This is a genomic window from uncultured Gimesia sp., assembly GCF_937910335.1.
Lineage (GTDB): Bacteria > Planctomycetota > Planctomycetia > Planctomycetales > Planctomycetaceae > Gimesia.
In genome coordinates this window covers 1-25,394 of the sequence record NZ_CALEMX010000372.1, presented here as the reverse complement: position 1 = coordinate 25,394, position 25,394 = coordinate 1, and the positions used below count along the sequence as shown (strand labels likewise).

20 protein-coding genes are annotated in these 25,394 nt (G+C 47.2%); 10 read left to right on the top strand and 10 right to left on the bottom strand.

What is annotated here, in order from left to right:
- Positions 1 to 98: 98 nt before the first annotated feature.
- The 5 genes from Q0668_RS14960 to Q0668_RS14940 all read right to left on the bottom strand — a co-directional run bounded on the left by Q0668_RS14960 (position 99) and on the right by Q0668_RS14940 (position 7,851).
- On the bottom strand, positions 99 to 782 hold the full coding sequence (locus tag Q0668_RS14960; RefSeq protein ID WP_298866078.1) for an MIP family channel protein: 684 nt from the start codon (positions 780 to 782) through the stop codon (positions 99 to 101).
- 33 nt (positions 783 to 815) lie between these two features.
- Positions 816 to 1,652: a phytanoyl-CoA dioxygenase family protein gene (locus Q0668_RS14955; protein ID WP_298866076.1), complete on the bottom strand. Its 837-nt coding sequence runs from the start codon at positions 1,650 to 1,652 to the stop codon at positions 816 to 818.
- A gap of 387 nt (positions 1,653 to 2,039) precedes the next feature.
- Complete coding sequence (locus Q0668_RS14950) at positions 2,040 to 3,008, bottom strand: MotA/TolQ/ExbB proton channel family protein (protein ID WP_298866074.1); 969 nt, start codon at positions 3,006 to 3,008, stop codon at positions 2,040 to 2,042.
- A gap of 226 nt (positions 3,009 to 3,234) precedes the next feature.
- The gene (locus Q0668_RS14945; RefSeq protein ID WP_298866072.1) at positions 3,235 to 6,333 is read right to left on the bottom strand and encodes a tetratricopeptide repeat protein; all 3,099 of its coding nucleotides are present in this window, start codon (positions 6,331 to 6,333) and stop codon (positions 3,235 to 3,237) included.
- A gap of 225 nt (positions 6,334 to 6,558) precedes the next feature.
- Positions 6,559 to 7,851, bottom strand: a complete 1,293-nt coding sequence (locus tag Q0668_RS14940; RefSeq protein WP_298866070.1) for an acetylxylan esterase — start codon at positions 7,849 to 7,851, stop codon at positions 6,559 to 6,561.
- A 145-nt stretch (positions 7,852 to 7,996) separates the two neighbouring features.
- On the opposite strand from Q0668_RS14940, the gene Q0668_RS14935 reads away from it, so the two are divergent.
- From Q0668_RS14935 to Q0668_RS14925, 3 genes are all read left to right on the top strand, one after another.
- A complete protein-coding gene (locus tag Q0668_RS14935; RefSeq protein WP_298866068.1) occupies positions 7,997 to 8,407 on the top strand; it encodes a hypothetical protein in 411 nt (136 codons plus the stop codon).
- A gap of 17 nt (positions 8,408 to 8,424) precedes the next feature.
- Complete coding sequence (locus Q0668_RS14930) at positions 8,425 to 8,991, top strand: isoprenylcysteine carboxylmethyltransferase family protein (protein ID WP_298866066.1); 567 nt, start codon at positions 8,425 to 8,427, stop codon at positions 8,989 to 8,991.
- 112 nt (positions 8,992 to 9,103) lie between these two features.
- Positions 9,104 to 9,547: a transcriptional repressor gene (locus tag Q0668_RS14925; RefSeq protein WP_298866064.1), complete on the top strand. Its 444-nt coding sequence runs from the start codon at positions 9,104 to 9,106 to the stop codon at positions 9,545 to 9,547.
- A gap of 17 nt (positions 9,548 to 9,564) precedes the next feature.
- Here the strand turns inward: Q0668_RS14925 and Q0668_RS14920 are convergent, their stop codons facing one another.
- Entirely contained in the window at positions 9,565 to 10,707 is a 1,143-nt protein-coding gene (locus Q0668_RS14920; protein ID WP_298866063.1) for a ZIP family metal transporter, read from the bottom strand.
- 521 nt (positions 10,708 to 11,228) lie between these two features.
- Between Q0668_RS14920 and Q0668_RS14915 the strand changes: the two genes are divergently transcribed.
- From Q0668_RS14915 to Q0668_RS14895, 5 genes are all read left to right on the top strand, one after another.
- A complete protein-coding gene (locus Q0668_RS14915; RefSeq protein ID WP_298866061.1) occupies positions 11,229 to 12,818 on the top strand; it encodes a porin in 1,590 nt (529 codons plus the stop codon).
- Between the two features lie 72 nt (positions 12,819 to 12,890).
- Positions 12,891 to 13,373 carry a hypothetical protein gene (locus Q0668_RS14910; RefSeq protein ID WP_298866059.1) on the top strand — a complete coding sequence of 161 codons (483 nt, stop codon included), beginning with the start codon at positions 12,891 to 12,893 and terminating at the stop codon, positions 13,371 to 13,373.
- A gap of 285 nt (positions 13,374 to 13,658) precedes the next feature.
- Positions 13,659 to 15,125 carry a type I 3-dehydroquinate dehydratase gene (locus Q0668_RS14905; protein WP_298866057.1) on the top strand — a complete coding sequence of 489 codons (1,467 nt, stop codon included), beginning with the start codon at positions 13,659 to 13,661 and terminating at the stop codon, positions 15,123 to 15,125.
- Positions 15,126 to 15,231: 106 nt separating this feature from the next.
- Positions 15,232 to 15,732: a DUF1643 domain-containing protein gene (locus Q0668_RS14900; protein WP_298866055.1), complete on the top strand. Its 501-nt coding sequence runs from the start codon at positions 15,232 to 15,234 to the stop codon at positions 15,730 to 15,732.
- Positions 15,733 to 15,839: 107 nt separating this feature from the next.
- A complete protein-coding gene (locus Q0668_RS14895; RefSeq protein WP_298866053.1) occupies positions 15,840 to 16,478 on the top strand; it encodes a hypothetical protein in 639 nt (212 codons plus the stop codon).
- Between the two features lie 222 nt (positions 16,479 to 16,700).
- Here Q0668_RS14895 and Q0668_RS14890 read toward each other — a convergent pair whose 3' ends face one another.
- Positions 16,701 to 17,528, bottom strand: coding sequence for a hypothetical protein (locus Q0668_RS14890; RefSeq protein ID WP_298866052.1), 828 nt, complete (start codon positions 17,526 to 17,528; stop codon positions 16,701 to 16,703).
- An 82-nt stretch (positions 17,529 to 17,610) separates the two neighbouring features.
- Complete coding sequence (locus tag Q0668_RS14885) at positions 17,611 to 19,812, bottom strand: heavy metal translocating P-type ATPase (protein ID WP_298866050.1); 2,202 nt, start codon at positions 19,810 to 19,812, stop codon at positions 17,611 to 17,613.
- 581 nt (positions 19,813 to 20,393) lie between these two features.
- Between Q0668_RS14885 and Q0668_RS14880 the strand changes: the two genes are divergently transcribed.
- Entirely contained in the window at positions 20,394 to 21,491 is a 1,098-nt protein-coding gene (locus Q0668_RS14880; protein ID WP_298866048.1) for a Xaa-Pro peptidase family protein, read from the top strand.
- A gap of 145 nt (positions 21,492 to 21,636) precedes the next feature.
- Entirely contained in the window at positions 21,637 to 23,535 is a 1,899-nt protein-coding gene (locus tag Q0668_RS14875) for a dienelactone hydrolase family protein (RefSeq protein WP_366918907.1), read from the top strand.
- A 246-nt stretch (positions 23,536 to 23,781) separates the two neighbouring features.
- Here Q0668_RS14875 and Q0668_RS14870 read toward each other — a convergent pair whose 3' ends face one another.
- Complete coding sequence (locus Q0668_RS14870) at positions 23,782 to 24,636, bottom strand: hypothetical protein (RefSeq protein WP_298866046.1); 855 nt, start codon at positions 24,634 to 24,636, stop codon at positions 23,782 to 23,784.
- 13 nt (positions 24,637 to 24,649) lie between these two features.
- Positions 24,650 to 25,394 (bottom strand): hypothetical protein (locus Q0668_RS14865; protein WP_298866045.1); only part of this gene is annotated, 745 nt, incomplete at its 5' end.

The following is a 25,394-nucleotide window of genomic DNA, read 5'->3' as shown; positions in this document are numbered from 1 at the left end:
TCATAGTTCGTTCCTCGCTGTCGTTGCAATTGAGATAAGGATTGATTCTTTTGATTTGTTACGACGTCATTTAGTCTTCACAATTTTGTATCTTCAGTTCAAATATCTGTTTCATCCGGAGTCTCATCAGCGGGTACATTTCGATTATTACGAACCAGCCAGAGTGAAGGCACCGCCAATATCGCACCAGCGATTGGGCCAACGATATACAACCAGAGCGATTGCAAATTTCCGCTCACCAGCGCGGGGGCTAAAGAGCGAGCAGGGTTCATCGAAGCACCAGAAATCGGTCCGGCGAACATGGCTTCCAGTGCAATCACCGATCCAATGGCCACGCCTGCCAGGATGCCGGTTTCTTTTGCGCCCGTACTCACGCAAAGCACAACGAACATCAGCATCCAGGTCAAAACACCTTCCAGTATCAAAGACTGCATGTCACTCCCTAGAGGAAGTGTCATGCCATAATTAGACAAACCGGGAAAGAGCAGCCTTAACAACAGGCACGCTGCCAAAGCACCAATACACTGGCAAATGATGTAAGGCACCACTTCTTTTCCAGGAAAACGGCGGGAAACCCAGAAGGCGATTGTCACCGCCGGATTGATATGGGCACCGGAAATTTCTCCAATGGCATAGATGACTGATGTCACCACAAGTCCAAATACAAGTGCGATGCCTACGTGGGTGACCGTTCCCTGTGAGGCCTGATTGGTGACGATGGCACCAGCGCCTGAAAACAGCAGGATGAATGTACCAAAGATTTCCGCGTAATATTTTTGCATCAGTGGATGAATTCCTGATTGCGGGTTTTATGTTTAATCGTTTTCAGGTCGTCTTGGATTGAGCCAGTGTCCGGAAGGATCGGAACCCGCCACAATAACTCCTTTAGCGTTCCAGTCCATACCCGCTCTCACCTCCGCGGCACAATAACGCAGCGTCAAGCCGCAGCGCCTGCGATCAGATTGATTGGCTTCAGAACCGTGGAGCAGCAAATCGGAATGGATTGAAAATTCTCCTGCGTTCAGACTGTCATCAACGGGAGTTCCATATTGCTCCGCGTTGTCGATCGTCTGGTTGAGTACATTGTCTTCATGGGAACCGCTGGGACGATACGTCATGTGACCATGATGATGGCTGCCGCCGATAAAACGCATGTTGGCATTTTCCGGGTCCGCATCATCTACGGCCAACCACACGGTGACTGCTTTGGAAGGAGACAAAGGCCAATAGCTGGCATCCTGGTGCCAGGCAACAGACTTTCCATCGTGCGGCATTTTGCAAAAGAAATGAGAACCCCAGGCGATGACATTGTCACCCAGCAAATCCTTCACATGCGCCACAATTTGGGGATGCGTCAGCAGATCATAGACTTTTCCATATTTCATATGCGCGGTACTGATGGAATAGCTGTCTCCACCAGCGGCGATGACCTCTTCCAGAAGTCGGTCGAAATACTCACGATTCTCCAGCACTTCCCGTTCGCTGAAAACACTGATATTCCGCAGATATCCATCCCGATTGAATTGTTCAACCTGATCGATGGTTAAAACTTTTGGATCGGTGGTTGTCGAAGGATAGAATGTCAGATCGCGCTCAATCTGCGACAGCTCTTCTTCCTGGGGGACAGCCTTAAATTCATTGGATTCAGCCATTGTGTGTCTCGTAGTGTTAAGAAAAAACATGAATCAGCCATGAGGTAGACCGTTGTTGACAGCTACCTCACGAGAGAGACCGACCTTTATTGTAAATAGGGCTCGACTCAGGAACAACTTAGAACAGTGAGAACTCATCTTTTTACGGGAGTCTCGCTGTTTGGCTGAGAACTGGAACTAAAAGTCTTCTCGGAGAGATATCCGCATGAAACCTATTTTAGGTGTAGTCGTGTTGAGAGGAAACTTGCTTCCAGGACCGATTTCAAAGTAATGGAACCTGCTAGTGCTTTGTCAAGCTTAGAATTGAGGACTGGGAGTGTTGTTTACGTGCTTTGTTATCGCACTCCCGTAATCTCGATCACTCCCAAATTCAAAAATGACGCTCCACTAGGATGGTTTCGTCGTTTTATCCGGTTTGGGCTTGGGTTTGGAAGTTGAGACAGCGGTTCTGCGACTGGTTTTGGCAGCCAGTCCTTCAGCCGAGATCAGTTGCACCAGATCTTGAGAACTCTGATCCATTTCCATTACCAGCGCATCGACGCGACCTGCCAGATACATGTACATGATCAATGAAGGAATCGCAATTCCCAACCCGAAAGCTGTGGTTAACAGCGCCATCGCAATTCCACCCGCAAGCGACTCGGCTTTACCCATCGCACTGCTGTTGGCAATTTCATTGAAAGCCAGAATCATCCCGATCACGGTTCCCAGCAGACCCATCAAAGGTGCCACGGTCGCCACTCCATTAATCACTCGCAGATGCTTGCGCAGTTGAGACAATTGGCGCTCACCACCGTCGATGATTGCCTGTTCCACTTCGACACTCGGTTTGCCCCATTTACGAACGCCATGCGCGAAGACCGAAGAAATCGGGCTGGGATTTTCCTCGCAGAGCTTGAGAGAGGTGCGCGCGTTGAGCTTGCCTTCCTGAAGTAACTTCAGGAAGCGGGTGACAAAGTGGCGCGGAATCACGCGACCGGTTCGGAGAATGACCAGCCGTTCGATGATAAACCACATGGAGATAATGGAAGCAATGACGAACGGCAGCAGAAAATATTTCAGCTCCTTAATAATGCCTTCCGGCGTGGAAGGCACTCCCGTTTTGCGTTTGACTGGCTGACCCGCTTCCGGACTTGGTCCATTCGGGTCAATCACTTCGACCATCTTGCCATCAATCATTTCAAAGACTTTGGTTGGTCGCTCCTGTGCTTCTGCTGTAAGTGGGATTTGGAGTAAGATGAAGACCGGAATCAAAACGAGTTTTAGCAGCCATTGATGAGACCGCTTATGACCAGACTCCGCAGATTGCCGTCGATCAACCGACTCTAAATTTTGAATACTGGTAAAATTGTTCATGCGTTATGAATGTCATTCTGAAATGTACAGGAACGAACATAATCGATAGTTCCTGGACCAATTTTTGTTAATATCAGCTTCTTTTGAACTGAGAGTTCTCAGTCCCCAATCGTGAGACTTTGATCAGACGTGCTTTAGTTTACGCCAGATTTGCTTTCCCGTCGAGTCTGGAATCCGATTTCCCCAACGGTCATTGAAGAAGAGAAACGACAAATGGCAAAACAGATTAGGGGCTTTTCCCTAATCGGGCCTGAACAGCTTTGACTCGTTCTTTTGTGCGAGAAACCAGTTCATGTTCGGGGAAACGCTTCAAAAAGTCTTGATACGTCTTCAAAGCCTGAGCCCATTCGTTCAGCGCTTCGTGGCACATGCCGGCCTGAAACAGCGCGGGAGCTTGCCATTCGGGAAATTTATATTGAATATCAACCTGCAAATACGCTAGAAGTGCGGCTTTGAATTGTTCCTGAATCATCAGGGTTTCTGCCAGCAGGAATTGGCACTTGGCTGCCGTCTCGGTGCGTCTGCTGTTTTCCGATTCCGTAATTTTTTGAAATACCTTTCGCGCCTCCTCAAACTTCGCCTGATTTTTCAGACTGCGCCCCAGTACCTCTTCCGCCTGATAGAGGAAGGGATTTTCAGCATTCCAATCGCGAAAACGATCCACTGTTTTCTTAACATCATCATACTTTTTCTGTCGGAAATAAGTTTCTGCCAACAGGACCCAGGCACGTGGATACCAGGCAGCCTGACTCAACTCCTTTGTTTTCTTGCTGTCGACGAGCTTCAATAATTCCGCCTGAGCGGCATTGGTCTGGTTTTGATGCAAAGCCGCTTCCGCCAAATGAAATTGCGCAAAAGCAGCATATTCATTTTCAGGAAATCGTTTGAGTAATGCTTTGGAATATTTTTCGACGAGATCCCATTTCTTGAGCTCCAGATTGATTTCGATCAACCGATAGAGTGAGACCTCTTGTACTTTTGCATCTGACTTGGAGGAAGTTTGCAGTTCTTCAAACGCTTTCGCGGCGTCTTCCAATTTGGCAGCGATTAAATCACTTTCTGCCAGACTCAATCGGGCGTTGTCGGCCAAATCACTATCGGGAGTCTCATTCACCAGTCGTCTGAAAATGGCATCAGACTTTTCAAATTGTTCTGCTTCGTAATTAATCAAAGCCCATTCGTCAAGAATTTTGTCCAGATTTTCGACTTTAGGAAATTTTTTCAGCAACGTTTCATAGGCTTGATTCACGTCGTCTATTTTTTTTAACTGAAACAAGGTACGTGCGGCCTGCAGTCCAGAGAGCATGGCATACCGTGAAGGGGCAAATTGAGTTAACGCCTTCTGATAAACGGCAACGGCTGCTTCCAGCTTCTTGTCATTTTCCAGACTGCGTCCCTGCATGTAAGTTGCCTCTGCGGTAAGTGGACTTTCCGGATATGTTTTCACGAACTTTTCGAATGTTGTCGCCGCCCGTTGATACTCTTTCAGTTGAAAGTGACTCCAGGCCAATCCGGAAAGACCAGCCGGGTATTCTGGAGATTTCGAGCCTGATTCCACAATTTCCGCGAAGAATTGTTTTGCCCGTGCCCATTTCTTTTGCTCATAGTTTCGTTCTGCTAATTGACGGTAGGTTTGAATTAATAACTCAGCGTTCGGTTTTCGAGTCTTCAATTGACTGACAAATTGATCGACCTCCTGCGGTTTATCATTTTTGGCAGTCAACAGAATCAGATTGGCGAGTATCTGATTATACCTGACCTCATTGGGAAACTGTTTCAAATATTCTTTTGAGAGCGTCTCTGCATCGGCGTACTTTTTGAGTGAATTAAAATTGTTGCTTTGCAGAATAAGTGCATCCGCATATTCACTTAATTTTTTGTCAGCTTTGGGGTCCTTTAAGTAAGGTTCCAGAACCGCGACCGATTTTTCATACTGTTTCAACTTCTGATAGGTTCGCGCCAGATAAAGACGGGCCAGCAGTTTTGTGTTCTCCAATTTGGTTTGATCCAGCACGGTCTGGAAATGTTTCACTGCTGCCAGGAGGTCTTCTTCTTTCCCTTTCAGGTCGCGAATACGGCCTTTCAGGAGTTCCTGATGCAGTCGCAGACCGCTCTGTGGATACTCCTTTTCAAACCGAGCTGTCAATTTTTCAGCCTCTGCCAGTTGGTCCGTCAGTAACGCACATTCAATCGCAAAATGCAGGCTGTCGTCAGCCAGATCACTTTTGGGTGTTTGTTTTACCAGATCAAGAAATAGAGGCATGGCAAGTGCAGACTTTCCCGAGCGGAGTAGGGCGTCTGCCATTTGATAGGTTGCTAACTCTTTTTGTTTCGGGGTAGGGTTTGATTTCAACGTCTGTTCCAGCGCGGCAATTGCTTCTGGAAATTGATTCGCGCCTTTCAGACTGACCCCTTTCCAATACAAAGCGTTGGCCGCCTGCTTGGGGTTTTTGGCCACGATCTCGAATTGTTCGACTGCTTTGGCGAATTGATTCAGATCGTAAAATGCATAACCGGCATTGAGTCGTGCGGTGATCCCCAGAGGACTTTCCGGAAACTTCTGTGGCAATGCCAGAAACGCGTCTGCTGCTTCTTGAAATTGTTTGCGATCAAACAGGGATGTAGCCAGAGACATTTGCGCGTCGCTGGCACGTGAGTGGTTTTTTTTATCCGCAATTTCTTTGAATCGTTTCTCCGCTTCTGGGGGTTGTTTATTCTGCAGAAATGCTGACGCGAGACCGAACTGAGCATCTTCCTGCATTGCCCCTTCGGGATGACGTTCCAGTGATCTCTGAAAACTCTTGATCGCCAAATCTGGTTTGCCGCGCCGGAGAACGACATCGCCAAAATAAGGGTACGCCCATTCCTCCAGCGCATGTTTCGGATAGAGTTTGAGAAACTCCGTGAATTCTTTTTCCGCCGCCTCCAGATCATCGAGCAGATAACTGCATTCACCAATCCGGTAGAGTGCATCAGGCAGGTTTTTGTTTTTGGGATACTGTTTTCTATAATCACGCAGAACATCTCTGGCTTCTTTATATTTCTGCTGATTCACAAGCGTCAGGCCAAGATAAAATTTGGCCAAAGGAACGTTGGCGTGCGTCGGGTAATTTTTCAGATATTTCTGAAATGTCTCAGTTGCCAGTTCCCAGCGATTTTGTTTATAGAGACCGATGGCTAGTTGAAACTCGTCGGAGGCCTTATCTGCCAGACAAAATTGGGCGGGCAACAGGACCAGCATCAGCAAGGCCAGACAGATTTTCGGACATGTTTTGTCGAAAGGTGAGTCGGATAAGAAAGAGAGCCGGATTCGGTTATTCATCATATTGGAATCGTAAGTTCGATCTAAAAGAGTAAAGTGACTTTCTCTCATATTATCGTGTGTCTTCACGTAGAGGCAAGCGGCGTTGTGGAAATCTCGCTCTACAGCAGCAAAAACCAGATATTTTCACCAGATTGTCTCCACAAACTGACTCTGTAAATCTCAATACAGAACATTGTTGAAACAAATTAGTAATCTGGTTTTCTTTACAAACTCTCTAAGTATGAGTCAGCTTCCCTGAAAATGTTGATCTGCGAAATCCAGGTATTGCTGCCAATCGTAATCGGTGACATTATGTTTGCCAGTACGAATATGGTAACCCATACGCTGTTTGATCGGCTGATTGACTTTCGGCATCTGTTTGGCACCGAAGCCCGATGTTCCCAATAATTTGTAGACCGGCTCGGCATGTAGCACAGACAGAAATTCACCCTTGGGATCAGCCCAGCGGTCTTCTACAGCGCTGGCCACATACACGGGGCGCGGTGCGACTAACGCAACCAGCATGTGCTGGTCGACGGGCAAGTCGTTTTCTTTGTCGATGTATTTGTTAAAGTTATCACAGAACCAGTGCGGGAATGCGTTGTTGATCACATTCAGCGTTTCACCAAATCGACGGCGACTGAGCGCGGCGCCTCCACAACCGGAGTCATTGGAAATCACCAGCGCAAATCGCTGGTCCTGAGCACCCGCCCAAAGCGAAGTTTTCCCCAGACGCGAGTGACCCATCACAGCAACCCGTTCATGGTCAACTTGCGCATCGGTTTCCAGATAATCCAACGCGCGACTTAAGCCCCAGGCCCAGGCTGCAATCGTACCCCATTCATCGGGCGCGGGTTTGCTTTTTCCTGCTTGATTATACAAAGGGTGAACGCCATTTTGAAAACCATCGTCATAATCTGGATCAATATCACCACAGTAAATGGCGACCAGACCGTATCCGCGATCAAGAATCTGCTCAATCGCCCAGCGCGAAGCCGAGGCGCCACGCGATTTTTCAGTCGCCCGGTTGTTCACAATTCCCTTATCTTTGTTCGCCCGCATCCATTGAGTCGAAAGTTTGATTTCAGGGTCGTTGGCTATGGTGTGGTTGCCGTAAAAATTGAGACCCATGAAAACCGGCACCGGTTTCGTTGCTTTGGCTGGCAGATAGATCAACAGATCCATGCGCGGCCCTGTTTTTTTGCCGGTAAAATAAACAGAAACCTCTTTGCGAATCGCCTTACCATTCAGCGCATCATTTTTTTGTGAAGTGACTTCAAACAGCATGTTTTTTGGCGGTGCGGGACTCTTTCCGTAGACTTCACTTTCAAACAGGCTCAGGATTTCGGGACGCCTGACTTTCCACCAGAGTTCAGCGGAATCCACTTTCTTTCCGCTGGATGTTTTCAATAGAGCAGGCAATGTATATTTTGGGATCTTTGTCTCATCGTAATTAGGTTTGGGTCGTTCTGCCTGCGTTTGATGGCAGGTCACGCATGCACTCAACATAATCGACGTGATAAGGAATAATCGTTTCATCTTGTTTATAGCCTTTGTTCTGATCAGGATTTCTCTCAAACCCAAATTTGACGATGGTATCAGCAACCTTTCAGGTTATCATAATACTGAGAGAACTTTCAAACCCGTCTGATAATTCTTGTGAATTCTTACAACGATTGGCTATATGAAATCAACAGAGTACAGGCAAAACTGGCTGTTTTATTATCTACTCGTTCAGGGAATGGCCGGCATCTTCTGGTGGATTCTCCTGTTTCAAATGCCCGAAAGCCGCGCCTGGTTTCTTTCCGAACAGTTTCCGGAACAAGTTTTGATGTCGTTCTGGTTGCCTGATTTTCTAATCTTGATTCTCGGCTCATTCCTTGCCGCTGAGGGATACCGCAATCATCGAAGCTGGTTTCAACCCGTGCTCTATTTTTTGACGGGTGGCATTTCTTATATCAGTCTCTATTTGCTTGCACTCAGCATCTCTACACAGGCAGGCTGGCTGGGTACCGGAATTATGTTACTCTGCACAATCATGATGTTGGTCGTTTGTTATGTCGCGCGATATGATAAAATACGGAAAAAGTACTGAGGAGCTGGGCGGTTTCGATGAAGAAGTATTTTCTACCGGCTGCTCAAGAGTCACCACTCTGGTGGATTCTACTGAAGATACTCTTTCAGACAGTCATCTTCTGGAGCCTGTTTCTGTTTGTGATTCCCGCGCTTTTGATCTGGTTCGAATCTGTATTGGGCTGGAGCCGTTTTCAATTTTCAGAGCAGCAATTTTGGGGAATGCTGCTGTTTATTCTGGGAGGGAGCCTGGGCTTGACCAGTGGTGCCATGATGGGAATTTATGGCAGAGGTACACCGCTTCCCCTTGATGCTGCACGTCGGCTGGTGATTGTGGGGCCCTATCGCTACGTACGCAATCCAATGGCTATCGCCGGATTAACTCAAGGTGCCGCTGTCGCCTGCTATGCTGGTTCCTGGCTCACGATCATGTATGTCGTCACCGGTTTTTTTCTCTGGAATTATTATGTAAGACCCATCGAAGAACAGGATCTTCTAGAGCGTTTTCAGAATGAATATGTCACCTATCGAAACACCATTCGATGTTGGATTCCCTGCTCTAAAGGTTATCAGCCTCCCCTGACGCAGAGTGAGGATCCGGATTGAATTGACAAATATTTTCCTGAATCTCGTAATCTGTAGAGAGAATCGTTAAGATGGCTCCGAAGAAATAGCTTGTTTTACTCAATGGCGCCGAGAGCTGCCCGGATATCACGTAATGAAAAATCTGTCCCAAGCAGAAGAGATTGATGAAATTCGCACTTTAGTGCGTAAGAGCGGTTTGCGAAGTACCTCGGCGCGCATCACCGTAATTCAATTTTTACGTCAGGCGACATCGCCGCTCACACATGCGGAAATCGCGGAAGACCTGACTCCGCTGGGCTTCGATAAGGCGACCGTGTATCGCAACCTGATTGATCTCGCTGATGCCGGCCTTGTGAAAAGGACAGAGTTGGGAGACCATGCCTGGCGGTTTGAATTACGAAATCCGGATGAGCCAGAGGATGCACAACACCCGCATTTTGTCTGTACCGAATGCGGAAGTGTATCCTGCCTGCACGATGTTGATCTCAAACCATCCCAAAATAAGCAATGGTCTCAGGTAGGAACGGTGACGGAAATTCTCCTGAAGGGAATCTGTCACGAATGCGAAGACAATTAAGCGCAGATCACATGCGCTTAATGTTTGTGATCATGTTCGGCTTTCGTCTCCGATGAATCATGCGCGTGGCTGCCATGATCGTGGCTACCATGATCGTGAACGTGGCCCGGTTCAATAAAGCCGATTCCATAAGCCAGCGCGATTCCCAACAGCAGCACAAAAGAGAGTCGAAACCGATTATGCGAGTGAAATTCCATTTCCGGTAGAAGATCACCGAGTGAGATACAGATAAAGACACCTGCGGAAAAGGCCAGGGCACATCCAATGATCACATGCTGATTACCAGAAAACTGCTGAACGCCCAGGAAAAACAAAATCGCTCCTAAAGGACACATCATAGCAAAGCCAATATTCACGGCGTTGCGCCAACCGGCAGACCAGCCACCCGCCGCCATCAATGAAGTAATGGAAACCGCATCCAATGGTTTGTGTAACGTAATTGCCAGAAAGGTTCCCAGACCAAACAGAGAGAGAAACACTTCGTGATGTTGCTCGGCGATGATACTGGCTCCCAGTGCCAGTCCGTCAATCAACGTGTGCAGAGCCAGTCCTAAAGCGATGCCGACCCAGCTCAATTTGTGGGAATGAGTATGAGAATGCACGGGTTCATGCGCGTGGTGATGATCACAGTCATGGTCGTGGGCATGGTCTTTTTCATCATCATCCAGTTCCACCGTCCCATGCTGATGAAAGTGAAACGTACGAAGCAAAAAGAACAGCACCAAAATGCCCGCCATCATCCACCAGACAGCACGATCAATCGATCCCATTTCGGCGACCGCATGTGGCAGCAGATGAAATACGCCGATGCCCAGCATGAGTCCGCCTACAAAACTAATCAAAGTTTCCATTCGGGTATGTGTTAAACGGATCAGCGAAGGTAACCAGCCACCCAACAGCGAAGAAAACACGATCACACTGCAATAAATAGCCAGCAGAGTATATGTCCAAGTTTTGCCGTCCGGTGTTGGGGTTTCACCATTGATCGCTGCAACGGTAAGGGAAGTGCTTTCCAACACCGAATTCGGGGAAACCGGTTCCGCTGCCTGAGTGGAATGTCCAATGAAAAACCCGGGGGCAATCAGAAAGAGGACCAGCGGGATCATCAGCAACAGCAGCGTGATTTTGACGTCATTTTTGAAGTGAGAAAGCGGTTTCATGAAGTTAAAAAGCCACCTGAGATCCAGAGAGAATGCTGATGTTTACCAGATTTCCACCTATGGAATTCGACACGCATCATCACCCTTGTATTGTAATAGCAAATTAGTTGCGATTGAATTTAGCTATTATGGAAGAGCATAGCAAGCGTCGTCTCTTCCTGTATTCGGGAAGAATCTGAACTTTTGATCTTTGCTCACGAGGAATGCTCTGAGAGCCTCAGTCCATCCGACTTAACTGCTTCCAGGGACTTCCCAGCGTGAAATCACTCACCTGGCATCGATAAGTTCAGGTATTCATTGATTTTTGGCTGGTAAACCCTAACGGTTAGGTGTTCTTTCAGGCTTGTACCAGCTGAGAGCGCGAATGTTAAGCCTCTTCATCGTATCTTAATATTTGCGTAAAAAAGGAACAGCCGATAAGACCATCATAATCGGACTATCCGTGCAGAGCCGCAAAGATGGCAAAATCAGTACAAAACCGCTCGAAAAGTCTTCCGGGCATTGCATCATCAGGGACGAAAATGCGAACATTCATTAAATTTGTAGGGTTTTTACTGCTGTTCGGAACAATTTTCCGTTCACAGAGTGGCTTCGCAGAAGACACCAAAATCAGCTCTGCCCAACTCGAAAAACTTCTTGAGCGATTAGAAACCGCCGAGAGTCGCATTCAGGAACTAGAGCAAACCAAGCAACAGGAAACAACTGCACCGGCAGTTCCACCCCAACCGGCAGTTCCACCCCAACTGAAAAAAGCGGGCGGTGGACTTGATGACTCGGATGAATTACTGATCAGTAATTTTCGAAATAACGCCGGAGATCCAATCATTGAAAGTCGCCTGTCCAGTCTGGAAGAGGACTGGAAAAAATTCAGTGATTCTGAACAGGCTCAAAAGGCGAAGGATGCCTCCAAGGTAACGACCATCAAGCTCTTTGGTCGAATTCATATTGATGGTTGGAATTTTTCAGACAGTACACCTGGGATTGCTGCATTTAACAATCCAACGACTCCACAAGATCCCCAAAACCGGTATGGGTTTCGCCGAATTCGAATTGGTGTGTCGGGTAAAATTAAAGATAATATGCTTTACAAATTCGAATATGACTTTGCAAATCCTGAGGACCCGGCCTTCAAAGATGTTTACATCGGTTGGACGGATCTCCCCATCTTCCAAACACTCCTGATTGGTAATCAGAAGCGACCCTTGGGGATGGATCACCTAAACAGTAGCCGTTACAACACCTTTCTCGAACGTCCTCTGGTGATTGAAGCCTTCAACGAAGATGCACGACGTTTGGGGATTGCCGCTTATGGAGTTTCAGAAGATGAAACCTGGAACTGGCGCTATGGTATCTACACGCTGGAAAATATTGCCGATGACGGACAGGCGGTAGGCGATGCAGGACAGATGAGCGTGAACGGTCGTCTGGCAGGGACTCCCTGGTATGATGAAACTTCCGGTGGTCGTGGATATCTGCATTTAGGGATTGCCGACATGTGGGCAAACCCGGATGGAGATGTTGTTCCCCCTTCTACGAATAGCAATGGAGCCCGCTTCCGAACGCGCCCTGAAGCACGTACGGGCAGTACACGTTGGCTGGATACCGGTGCTATTGCCGGAGCAGACTGGTTCAACACACTTGGTTTTGAAGCCATGTTGAATATTGGATCATTCTCGGTCGTGAGTGAATATCAGGTGACCAAAGTGGGTCGTGGAAATGATGGGTCAGATCTCACCTTTGATGGAGCCTATGTTCAAGCGGCCTACTTCTTGACGGGTGAATATCAACCCATCGATCGAAGAACGGGCACAATCGGTCGCGTCAAACCATTGGAAAACTTCTTCTGGGTTAATACCTGCGATGAAGATACTGCCAGCGGTTGGGGAGCATGGCAGGTTGCCGCCCGCTATTCTTATCTCAATTTAACCGATGCGGATATCCGTGGTGGTGACGAACGCAACTGGTCCTTAGCCGCCGTCTGGTGGTGGAATTCCCACGCTCGCGTGCAGTTCAACTACGTCCATGCTGAAATTGATGACCACCGTGCCGTTAATGGGTTCACCGGCGGGAAATCTGACATCTTCGGTGCCCGTTTCATGGTAGATTTCTAATAGAAAACTTCCATCGGATGCACTTCGTTGATCTTATACAAATAAAAAACAATTTCTCAGGAATTGAATATAATGAAATATATTGGAATCGTTTTGCTGGCGATCACAGCCGCGGGTATCGGAGTGCAACAGAACGTTGCAAACTCTCAAACCCCCTGTTGTAATAAAACCAAGGCAGCCTGTAGTACCTCCTGCTGTGAATCGCAGGGATGCAAAACCTGTCGGCTGCATGTAGAAACTTTAAAAGTCAAAAAACATTGCTTCAATGTAGAGTGCAAGGAGATCTGTATTCCTCCCGTGCGTTTTCCCTGGCAGAAATGCTGCGAGTTAAAATGCGGTAAAATTAAAACAGTCCGTGTCCTCAAAAAGCAGGAATACACGTGTGAAAAATGTGGTTATAAATGGACAGTTGAATGTCAATGCGGTTCCTGTTCAAAAGGCAGCTGTGAAAATGCTGTTCAAAAGTCAGTGCCCGCGCCCGCTCCCGCCTCAACCCCGGCACCTGCTCCTACTTCAGCGCGACTGCAACTAAGGAAGCTTCCTGTCAGAAAATAATGATCTGAACCCCTTGTCTGATACTGATGATAAGATCAATTTAGATTTATTAGTAATTCAATAATCAGAAGTGCCTCCTCAACCTTGCATTTGAGGAGGCATTTTTGGTGAATGAGTACACGATATAGCGACAGTGCCAAGAAATTTCCCTCAGACTTGTATTCACACTTTCAAAACAAAAATGATCTGACATAATAAACGGTCTCTCAGAAGTATCTCAATTTGGGATGCTGTCCCAGTGAATTCAATATTTCTCCTCTCATTTCTGATTGATTGTATAGCATCATGATTTGTATCTCAGTGACTCCTGAATCCCGTAATTTTGCGAAGGTGGACATTCTTAATGCGGCCGCTCAATCCGATATGGTTGAACTCTGCCTGGATCGCCTGATTAAGACCCCTGATATCGGAGATTTGATTTCCGGTTTTGATGTACCCATTCTCGTTTCCTGCCGTCGACCGGAAGAGGGAGGCCAGTTTAAAGGGACTGAAACTGAACGCATCAATCTGTTACGTCAGGCGATTATCGCAGAACCGGCCTATATCGAACTCGATCTGGAAACCGCGAAACAGGTTCCACGATTCGGAAAAACAAAACGGGTCATTAGCTATACGAGTTTGAAAAAACCCCTGAGCGAGGTAGATGATATCTTCGATGAGATGGCGGAAGCCAAGGCAGATATTATTAAATTCACCTGGCCAACTCCCACGTTGCAAACGGCCTGGCCTCTGCTGGCCGCCATCAGTCAGAAACGGGATATTCCCGTAGTAGGCCTGGGACTGGGACCGGCTGGCATCACGTTTTCCCTGCTCGGCGCGAAGTATGGTTCGCCCTGGACCTATGCTGCGCTCGAAAAAGGAATGGAAGCCTTTGATGGTCAACCGACGGTAGCCGAGTTGAATGAGGTGTTTGGTTTTCAGAAAATTTCAGCGAAAACAAAATTTATTGGCGTCGCCGGTTTGGGAGTGGCTGAACGACGTACCATCGAGGTTTTCAATAAAGGCGCAGAAAAGTTAGGCTTGGATTACATCTGTCTGCCATTGGTAATCAATGACTTCAAACAGATTCATAAAATGCTGGGGATTTTAAAAATCCGTTCGCTGGTAGTAAGTCCGCGTATGGGGGAATTTATTTTACCGCTGGCAGAACACCTGGAAGAGTCTTCTGAAAAAACCGGTTACGGCGATCTGCAGTTAAATCAGCCCAATGGCTGGCATGCATACGACACGGTCAGACGAAGTGCCGTCAAAAGTCTGGAAGCAAGCTTCGAAAAGAAAACACCGGGAGCGAAGGATATCTTCCAGCGCAAAAATATCCTTGTTGTGGGTAAAAGCGGTTTAACGAAAGCCATAGTTTACAGTCTCGTGCAACAGGGAGGCGTTGTAAGTGTGACCTCTGATAATGACAAGGCAGCACAGGGAATTGCCCGTACATTTGATGTGCGTTATGTTCCGTTTGCCAACTTGTATGATACTCTGACTGATATCGTGGTTCAGACGGATCCCGAATTAATACTGGGAAGTGGTAAGACGCATTTGAACCCCGCGTATCTTCGCGAGAATATGACTGTGATGGATGTCAGCCAGCTTCCCGAAGAAACCGAGCTCATGCGGGAAGCAGAAAGCAGGGGCTGTGAAGTGGTTAGCGTCGATGAAATTTACCGCAAACAACTCAATCAGATTTTCAAAGCGATTACGGGATTGACAATTCCAGGAGAGGTCTTTGAAAGTCGTAGCGAATACTCGCGGTAACGAGAATAGAAACCATAAGCGCCAGCATCGACTTGCTTCATTACACCATGGATGGGCCCGAATGCAATTCGGGCCGAGCGCAGCGAGCAGGAATCAGCCAGATTAAATGTTAAGAAAAATCAACATCAACAAAGATACGGCTCTCTTTTCAAAGTGTGAAAGATACCGCTATATACTCACGCGGAAATTCCCCAATTCAAAACCCGGTGTTTGCAACTTTATCATGCTGAACCCATCCACGGCGGATGCAGAGAAGAACGATCCGACTGTAGCGCGCTGTTGCAAGTACGCTCAGAGATGGGGATATGGGGCACTCATCGTGACGAACATTTTTAGTTACCGAGCGACGGATCCCAGGGAGATGAAGGCACAGGATGATCCCGTAGGCAAACAGAATATGAAGTACATCTATAAAGCAGCCTCGGAATCCGACTTCATCGTCTGTGCCTGGGGGACACATGGAGGCTATCAGAATCAGGGCCGTGAAGTCGTGGAGATGCTGGAAGAAATGCAGGGCAGAATGCACTGTTTAGAAATCACCAAACACGGACACCCCAAGCACCCACTGTACTGCCGAGGCGATTTAAAACCGGCAATATATCAATGACCGGGAAACGGCGATTACTCGGTCATTTAAACAAAGAGTCGTTTCAATGAGACTTGGTCCTTTTAGATCTTTCTAGAACGAATTTTTAAGTTTTTTGGAGCAAACTAATGACTACGACTTTTAAATTTGCGGCGGAACAAATAATCGAGCTTTGCAGCAATTCGATTGACAGTATAAGACAGATTGCTTGGAAAAGTGACATTGATTCAACAGCAGTTGGCAAAGTGAATGTTTGGGGCGGGTGTGCCCCAATAATTGAGATTATTTTTGGTGACGAAAATAATTCGTGCTTGTTTGTCGGTGCGACCGACACTTCTCTAGTGTTTCGATCGTCGCATTCTGATGACTACGACGCTGTACTCAGTCTTGCCAATCAAATTGAAGAGGGCGATTACGACAGCGATGACTTGATCGGAACTTTCGATTTGGACTCGGTCGTTTGTCCGGTTCCAGAATGGGAGAACCTTGGCATTACCAAGGCTTTGGTGATTACGACGGACAAAGACAACACTGTGGTTGGACTTTGTTTGTGGGTCAATTTAGGGATTCGTATTGGGTTGTTTGTGGCTCCGAACCCAGGAATTACATTGTCATTTAACGATACGTGCGATTCAATTCTCCGTCAGGCGGAGAAGGCGCAACAAGATGGGCTTGTCCATATTGTTTCAAAGGAGTTTTCAAACAAGGAAACACCAAAGCAAATTGATACGATCGAGTGGTTTGATTGGCTTCGTCAGAAGAATTAAATGCCCCAAAAAAGACGCTTCTGCCGGACGAGTTCTGGAAGAAGCAACGTGCCCCAACACAAGTTAATCCTGGTTTGCTGATCCAGCGAGCCTTGAGTAAGCGTGCCTTCAAGAACTTCGCCGTCGGAAGAAGTATAAGGGGTCATGAGTCGAATATTCGCTCATTTAAACAAAGAGTCGTTTGAACGAGACCTGGTCTATTTAGATCTTTCCAATCGTCAGTCATTTGCATATTGAAGGAGCCATTAAATATGCAGATATAAGGCGGTTACCTTCTGTGTACCACATCTTGAATATGAGATGGTCTTTATTACCGCATAGAGGTATCAACTGAAAATGATATTTCCTTCCACTCAGAAAAATTGGAATCTTCTTCAAGTCATCATATTCTTTTGAATCAATTGATATGGTAACGGTGTTGTCAACTATTTTAGCGGGTACCTGAGCTTTATTACTGCCATGTGTAAAGATCGCTTGAACATCATTTTTCATCGCTACGATTTGCACTGTTACCTTGTCAGCCGCGTCCGCGCATTGTAATTCGCTAAAATCCCATGGCTTTGTATAGATGTTTTCTAAGGCACGCTTAGATTGTTCGTTTGAGATACCTGTTTTTCCTTTGATTTGATTGTTTCCATTTTTTACTCTAGACATCAGGTCGATTATTTTTGTGTCTGCAGTTAGTTGTAATTCTGCAGATTCCGAGAAATACACATGAAACATATTGGCATTTGATCTTACGTCCGGTATTAAAATTACATTGAGAGAATCCGGCGTTCCGGTTAGAGGATTGACTTTTGAAGATGTTGTCAAGAAACTCAATGAATGAGTATTGTGTTTTAAGCTGCTCACGACTTCACCCTTGACTAATGACTCAATCACTAGTTGACCTTCAACATTCTTAATGATATACGTGGGCTTAGAAGGATCGCTAACAAAGGCCCATTTACCTAAGTAAGTATTTATTCCAATGGGGTTCTCAGCCATTAATTCACAATTATAAAAAAGGGAAATTGCAATAAATAACATAGCTGTCGATTTTAGGTACATCGTGTAAAACCTTTCAGGAATTTTCACTTAAGTCGTCATACGCATTCCGATGGGCACTCCAGTTACGGTAGCACGATTCGGTTCAGGAGTCTTCCCGTGTTGCCATCGATTGTGTTTGCAGTAATCGCAGGCCGTTGAAAATCACCAGCAGCGAAGCACCCATGTCAGCGGCAATCGCCGCCCATAAGGAAGCATGATTCAGAACCATCAGCACTACAAACAACACCTTGATACTTAAGGCAAAGATGATGTTCTGCCGGATGATTTTCAGTGTGCGATGCGAGTGTCTGATCAACCATGGAATTTTAGTCAGATCATCTGTCATCAAGGCAATGTCAGCCGATTCGATGGCCACATCACTGCCGGCAGCGCCCATGGCGATTCCCAGACTGGAACGGCTCATCGCGGGCGCGTCATTGACTCCATCGCCGACCATGGCCACGTGCTGAAATTCTTTGACCAGCGATTCGATCGCGGTGACTTTATCTTCCGGGAGTAATTCGGAAAACACCGCATCGATGCCCACTTCGTCAGCGACCGCCTGAGCAGTGCCGTTGTTATCGCCGGTTAGCATGGCAACGCGTTCAATCCCGCTCTGATGCAACTGATTGATCACTTCTGCCGAGGTCTCACGAACACGATCCGCTAACGCGATAAAGCCGCAGACATGCGATTCATTTCCGATCACAACCACCGATTGACCGGCGTTCGAAAGTTCCTCCAGTTGCTGATGCACCTCCGCGGTTTCTTCATTTCGCTCTTCCAGATACCGATGAGAACCCAACCAGAATTCGCGGCCACTAATAAGAGCGGTTGCACCTTTTCCCTGAATGATCTGGTAAGAGTCTGCTGGTTGATACTCAATGTTTCTTTCTGCAGCCGCATCCAGGATCGCGAGTGCCAATGGATGATTACTGTGCGCTTCCAGTGCCGCTGCGCGTTCCAGCAATTCTGTTTCGGTGTGACCATTCAGCGGAACACATTTTGTTACAACTGGTTTTCCGCGGGTCAGGGTTCCCGTTTTGTCCAAAGCCAGCGCTCTCAGTTTGGAGGGAATTTCGACAAACACGCCCCCTTTGATCAACACGCCATTCCGGGCTGCCGCCGTCAGAGAAGCAACAATGCTGACAGGCGTGGAAATCACCAGCGCACAAGGACAGGCAATCACCAGCAGAACCAGCGCGCGGTACAGTGAATCGTGCCAGGTGATCTGCAAGAGAGTCGGGAGCGAAATCAGAATCAGCAAGGCGATGCCCATCACGATCGGCGTATAGATTTTCGCGAACTTCTCGACCCAGAGCTCAGAGGGGGCCCGACGCGTCTGTGCCTCTCCTACCATGCGAATGATTTGTGCGAGGATCGTATTTTCTGCCAGTTTGGTACTCGTCGCTTCCAGCAGGCCATCGCCGTTAATCGTGCCTGCGAAAATTTCATCCTCTAACGCTTTCGCAACCGGCATCGATTCCCCTGTAATCGGCGCCTGATTGACTTCACTCTCTCCCTTGATAATGCGACCATCCAGCGGAATTTTTTCGCCGGGTCGAATCAGAAAGAGAGTACCGATTTCTACTGACTCCGGGGCGACCGTCGTTTCATTTCCCTCCGCATCCCGAATGTGGGCAATCGGAGACGACAGGTCCATCAGCGCTGCGACTGCTTTACGCGCGCGACCGACACTCCACGCTTCCAGCAATTGAGAGAAGGCAAACAAAAACGCGACAGCCGCTGCTTCGAACCACTCATCAATAAACAGCGCCCCGATCACGGCGATGCACATCAACAGGTTCATGTCCGGGCGCAAACGCTTCAATGCAAACCAGGCTTTGGGAAGCACAAACCAGATCCCTGTCAGGATGGCCGCCAGATATTGCAATCGGACGGGAAAAGGCATCACGCCATCAGTCGCTTCTTCTGCACCCAGGGCGGCACTGATACTGCCAGTTAAAAAAACGTGTGTCAGAAATGCAGAACACATCATGAGACCACTCAAACTGGTCAGCAGGGTTCTGCCTTGTTTAGACCAGAATGTCGCGGGCGTCGAATCTTTTTTTTCTGCATCCCAAATTTCGGCACGCATACCTGTCTGCTTGATGGCCTCGATGATCGCTGTTGAGGTCACATCTGCTGATGACGGTTTCACAGTCATTCTTCGATTCAGAATGTCAAAGAACAGCCGTTCCTCGCCACCCACTAAAGGGGAGAGTTCCCGTTTCAGTATGGAGACTTCTTCAACACAATCCATATCCTGTATTTTGAAGATGAGTTCAGTAGATGTTTGTTCCATGGAAATCAATATTCAGAAAATTAAGTGAGCAGAATATGTTCGCGTTATAAAGTGCCTGCATGACAAAATGATAGCAACTTGTTAGAAGAAAGAATAACGTCGGTTTTTTTCTTCGCAAATAGCTGGGAAAAGGTTTAAGATCCTGATTTGACTTTTGTAATGAACTCATCTCCATCAACACTTTGATAGATATTTCGAATTCAAATCTTACCTTCAAAAAAAGAGTCGTTCGTGGATTTTATACCATTCGTTTGCTACCAAACGTGATTTATCAGTTTGACTGAGAATATTAGATCGCATCCCATTTAACCATAGCGTCTTTCATTCTATTATACTCGTTTCAAATGACCTTGGAGACTCTGCAATAAACCTGGACACAGGCTAGGTCGTGTTTATTTAATCGTTTTGAGGAGAATTCTCAGTAAAGTCACTTTTAACGAGATCGGTATTAACCGCGGCTAATGCCTTGCGGCTGATCTTGTATTTGATCATTAGCCGAATGGCGTTAGCCACGGTTCATCCCAAGTTGCAAAGAACTATTGGAAATAAGAAGCACTATCTAGCCGATAAGAAAGACCAGCATGAGCAAAGACTATATTGCTATTAGACGTAAAAAATTGATGTCACTCCTGAAACGATCAGGAACAGAAGCGCTGCTGGTTACCAGTGAGACGAATGTGACCTATCTCACCGGCTTCTATGGCGATTCCAGCTATTTATTAATCGGCAAGGATCAAACCGTTTTGATCAGCGATACTCGCTATACGATTCAAATTGAAGAGCAGTGCCCGGGTCTCGATGTTTACATTCGTAAATCAACCGAGTCGATGACAGCGGCTCTGGAAAAGGTATTGAAAAAAACAGATCTTGGAACAGTGGGCTTTGAAAGCCATATCGTAACCTGCGCGCTGTTGGAATCATTAAATGGTCTCACACCTTCTATTCAATGGAACCCCCTTGCCGATCTGGTAGAAGATTTGCGGATGATAAAAGATGCTTCCGAAATCGAGGAAACCCGTAAAGCAGTTCAACAGGCACAAAAAGGCTATGGCGTGTTACGTGCCCTATTGACTGAAGAAATGACGGAGTTACAGGCAGCCCATGAATTAGAACACGCGATGCGCCGGTTTGGTGCCCGGCAAGCGGCCTTTGATCCCATCGTCGCGGCAGGTGAACGAGCTGCCCTGCCGCATGCGATGCCTTCTGAGAAACGAATTGGAGAATCTCCCTTCTTACTGGTTGACTGGGGGGCAATGACACAAAAAGGCTATCGAAGCGATTTGACGCGCATGATCGTCCATGGGCGACCGACAAGCAAGCTGGAAAAAATTTACAACACGGTGTTGAAAGCACAGTGTGCCGCCATCGAGGCCATTCGACCGGGAGCCACTTGTAAAAAAGTAGATCAGGTCGCTCGAAAAGTCATCGACCAGGCCGGCTTTGGTAAATATTTTACGCATGGTTTAGGGCATGGGATCGGCCTCGATATTCACGAAGGTCCCCGGTTGGGAGGCAATTCCACCACGGAACTAAAACCAGGCATGATTATCACAGTCGAACCAGGCATCTATCTTTCGGATTGGGGCGGCGTCAGAATTGAAGATGATATCCTAGTCACCCGCGACGGCCATGAAGTCCTCACAAGCGTACCAAAAGAGTTTGAGTCTGCTCTGTTGTAATTTCATGACACAGAAGAGAAAAGACACGTTACAGGTGTAGCAGATTTTAAAAATATAGATCAGATTTGAATTCTTGATTCGAAATGCCGTTGTCGGGAAAGTTAGGAAAATGAACTTCATAAAATTGCTATCGGTTTTCACGTTAATGGGTTGTTCGGTCGTTTTCGGCGCAGATGCTGAAACCTTGCCCCCATTGCAGGCAGGCCGCTCGCCCCAAAACTTTGAGCAAATGTGGGCGGGTTTCGATCCCCGCGCGGAACCATTGGAAGTGGAAACGCTCAAGGAATGGGAAGAGGATGGCGTTGTCTTGAGAATCGTGCGTTTCCGCATTGGCGTGTTCAAAGGAAAGAAAGCGACGCTCGCTGCCATCTATGGTTTTCCGAAGAGTGTGGTTGGAACAAACAAGCGATTGCCCGGGCTCGTTCAGATTCACGGCGGCGGTCAATACGCTGACTACAAAGCCTGTCTACTAAATGCCAAACAGGGATATGCAACGGTTTCCATCGCCTGGGCAGGTCGAATCAGTGCGCCCGACTATCGGGTTTCACCAGCGGAAGTGAAGCTGTTCTGGGACGGCAAGACCGACGATCCCGCGTACAAGCTCACTACCGACTGGGGCGCCGTGGATGGCTATCACGCTCCCGGTAGAAATCCGGGAAATCAGTTTCCCAGCACAAAGCCAGCCGCATGGACTCTTGATACTGTCGAGTCGCCCCGTAACAGCGGCTGGTTTCTTTGTGCGCTCGCAGCGCGGCGGGCATTAACGTTTCTAGAACAGCAACCAGAAGTCGATCCGGACAGGTTGGGTGTCTACGGACATTCGATGGGGGGCAAGTTGACGGTCATGACATCGGTTGACCCGCGTGTGAAAGCTGCCGCACCCTCCTGCGGAGGGATCAGTGATCGCGATAACGACAGTCCGCTATTTCGATCGACGATAGGCGATGATGTGAGCCTGAAAAAAATCTCTTGTCCGATTGTCTTTCTGAGCCCCGCCAATGATTTTCATGGCCGCATTGGTGACTTGCCTGCTGCCGTGAATGAGATTTCCAGCCGGGAGTGGCGCGTCACCTGTTCGCCTCATCATAATCATCAGGACACTGATGAATTCGAAGTCGCCACGCTACTTTGGTTTGACCGGCATTTGAAGAACGCTTTTGATTTCCCAAAGACTCCCGAAACTGATTTGAAACTGGAGACTTCGGATGGCGTGCCTCTGATTACTGTTCAGCCAGATTCCTCTAAAAAGATTGTAGCAGTTGACATTTTTTACACGCAGCAAGGCAAGGCTGGTGAGACACGTTTTGATCGTGAAATAACGATGCATCGTTTCTGGCATCATGCCACGCCTACCGAATCGGAGGGACGCTGGACTGCCCGACTACCAGTACACTCTATTGATAAACCACTCTGGGTTTATGCCAATGTCCGTTATCAGTTGGACAGCCCGGTAACGGGTGCGGGTTATTACTACGGAACCTACACGGCTGAGACCTTCAACTTGTCCTCCCTGTTGCAGATGGTAACGTCTGATGAACTCAAGTCGGCAAAGGTTCGCGCGACGCTGAAGCCTTCTTTGATGATTGAGAGTTTTGAAAACGATTGGGAAAAAGAATGGTTTACCTACAGACCCTCTGAATGGGCGCGCACAACACACAAAATCAACGATGATTTATGGAAGGCACCCGAGCAGGCGCAGCTCGCAATGAAGATCCGCGCAGCGGATGCGAATCAACTGGTGGTTCTGATTGATGGCTACGCCGCCGAGGTAAATGTCATTGGCGGAGAACAATGGCAGGAGGTCGTATTGTCTCCTCAGGATTTTCAGAATCTCGAAGGCGAGTCCTTGCCGGGCTGGCAAAATATCAAGCAACTCAAACTCAGTCCTGCAGAGCGGTTACGACCAAAACGCGGTAGTAAAAAAAAGGCACGAATCGTAGGAAAGAACTGGCGTGGCACCAATCCTGAGTTCCGTGACCTGCGCTGGCAATTGCCAGACGCTTTCAAAAAAGATGCACAATCCAGCATTCTTGACTTCAAATAGAGAAGGTTTTTTCACCCTGGTTTTTTTGTATGGACTTGCCAAATTAGATTACAGCAAGAGGTTGGCAATCGCATAGATGGCGCCCAACATGAAACCGATGGTGAAAGCTACAACGACAGTAAATGCAATTTGGATCATCAGATAGCTCCGAAAAGTGAGAGAGTTGCAAAGAAATTTTACTCTCTTCTACCTGATGTTTTTGCCGGCGCCTTGGCATCTTTTGTTGCCACAACAGAAGTAGTTGCCTTAAAGAGTTTTCTGAACTTTTCGTCGAAAGATAAGAGTCTCGGCCGTTCCTCCACCGGAAGGAACAATACAAATTCTGAGATACTGGTGGACTGTCAAATCAGAAATATCATCGCAGGGAGAAAATTTGTATTTCGTAGCGAGTTTACTGAACTGTTCTTTAATCGATTTGTTTGATTCACACTCGTTTGTATAGAGGGAAACAATTTGCGAATTAGCGAGAAGGTGTTTAATTGTATAGACAGGTCCTCGACCACAAGTTGACTTGAATTTGGATGAATCGATGAAAAGGCAGCGATGGTGACATTGCAACTTGAGAGTTTTCTTATGGACATGCATTTCAGGTTCAAAATTAAAAAATGCTTCGCCTGTGTTCAGGTCGAATTTGAAAGTACTCATCAACATCAGATTAAATCGTGTTTTAGTTTTTTTCAGATAAGACTCGGTCTCATTTCCAACAATTGCCTCAACACGATAGTCAATATCTCCCGGGAATTGAAACATTCCTGTTGCCGAAGCGCAATGTGGAAAGTTCATCCGAAAGGTACGCACAATTGGTTGGATCAGAGTCCCCAACGGGTACCATGTGATTGTTTTCGGAAATGCTTTGCCTTTTTTGGTTGTTTTATTGAGGTGTTTCAAACAGTTTGAAACGACTGTGGCGGGGGTGGTCCCGGGAAGCACCAGGATGTGGGCATCGGTTTCCTGCGCGGCGTCGAAACTGAGAAACTCATGGCTGGCAAAGTATTTCGCTAAATCAGTTTTCAAAGATAAGTTTTTGTCGCGCTGTTTCGCACTCCACGAATCATGATCCGCGACCAAACCAACTGTTTTGACTTTTTTTTTCTTAGTCATCTAGATTCAGCCTTTAAAGAAAGTCTTTGCCATACTCGTCACCGTTTATATCGAACGGAGCATCTGGGGGATCCTGTTCCGGGCTTGGCATTTGTTCTATTTGAGTTCGAAGATCATCAAGCTCATGCAGTATTGTTTCCTTCAGCTTAGCTGGACTCGAACATTGCTCTCGATCAACGGCAATGATATAAATGTCATCCAGAACTCCATTCTGATTCAGATTTTCTTCGCTACTGAATTGCTTCAGACTCAGAGTGACCCCTCTGATCCCACGCTTGAGCAAAACACGTGCTGGGATTTTCTTGAGTCGTTGTAATATTGTATCGATGACACTATCGATGAGAGGCTTATCGTCGAGTTTCGATTTTCCAGTGGTCGGGCTGAGATGCGTTGCCAGCAGATAACATGGGTCCCTAAATTTTTCTATCTTCTCGCGAAATGGACCAGTCACTTTTTCGTTCCCGTATTGGACTTTTTGAGGAAATGACCCATCAATTCTACCGCCAAGTTTTCCAATTTCTTGAAGAGTTAAACCACGCGATTGTAATAAATCGATGATTGACGCAACATCGGCGTTATAATCCATGTATGGGCCGAAGAACTTGTCACGATAGTTTTTATCCAAGTCACTGAGCGCATCGACTATCATCTGGTTGGCACCTTTTTTATAAAACATAATCTCATTATAAGAATAGGGCTTCATTTGACCCGCATTTCCCAGATGACTTCCCTCGCTTTGGCACGTAATTTGCGCCATA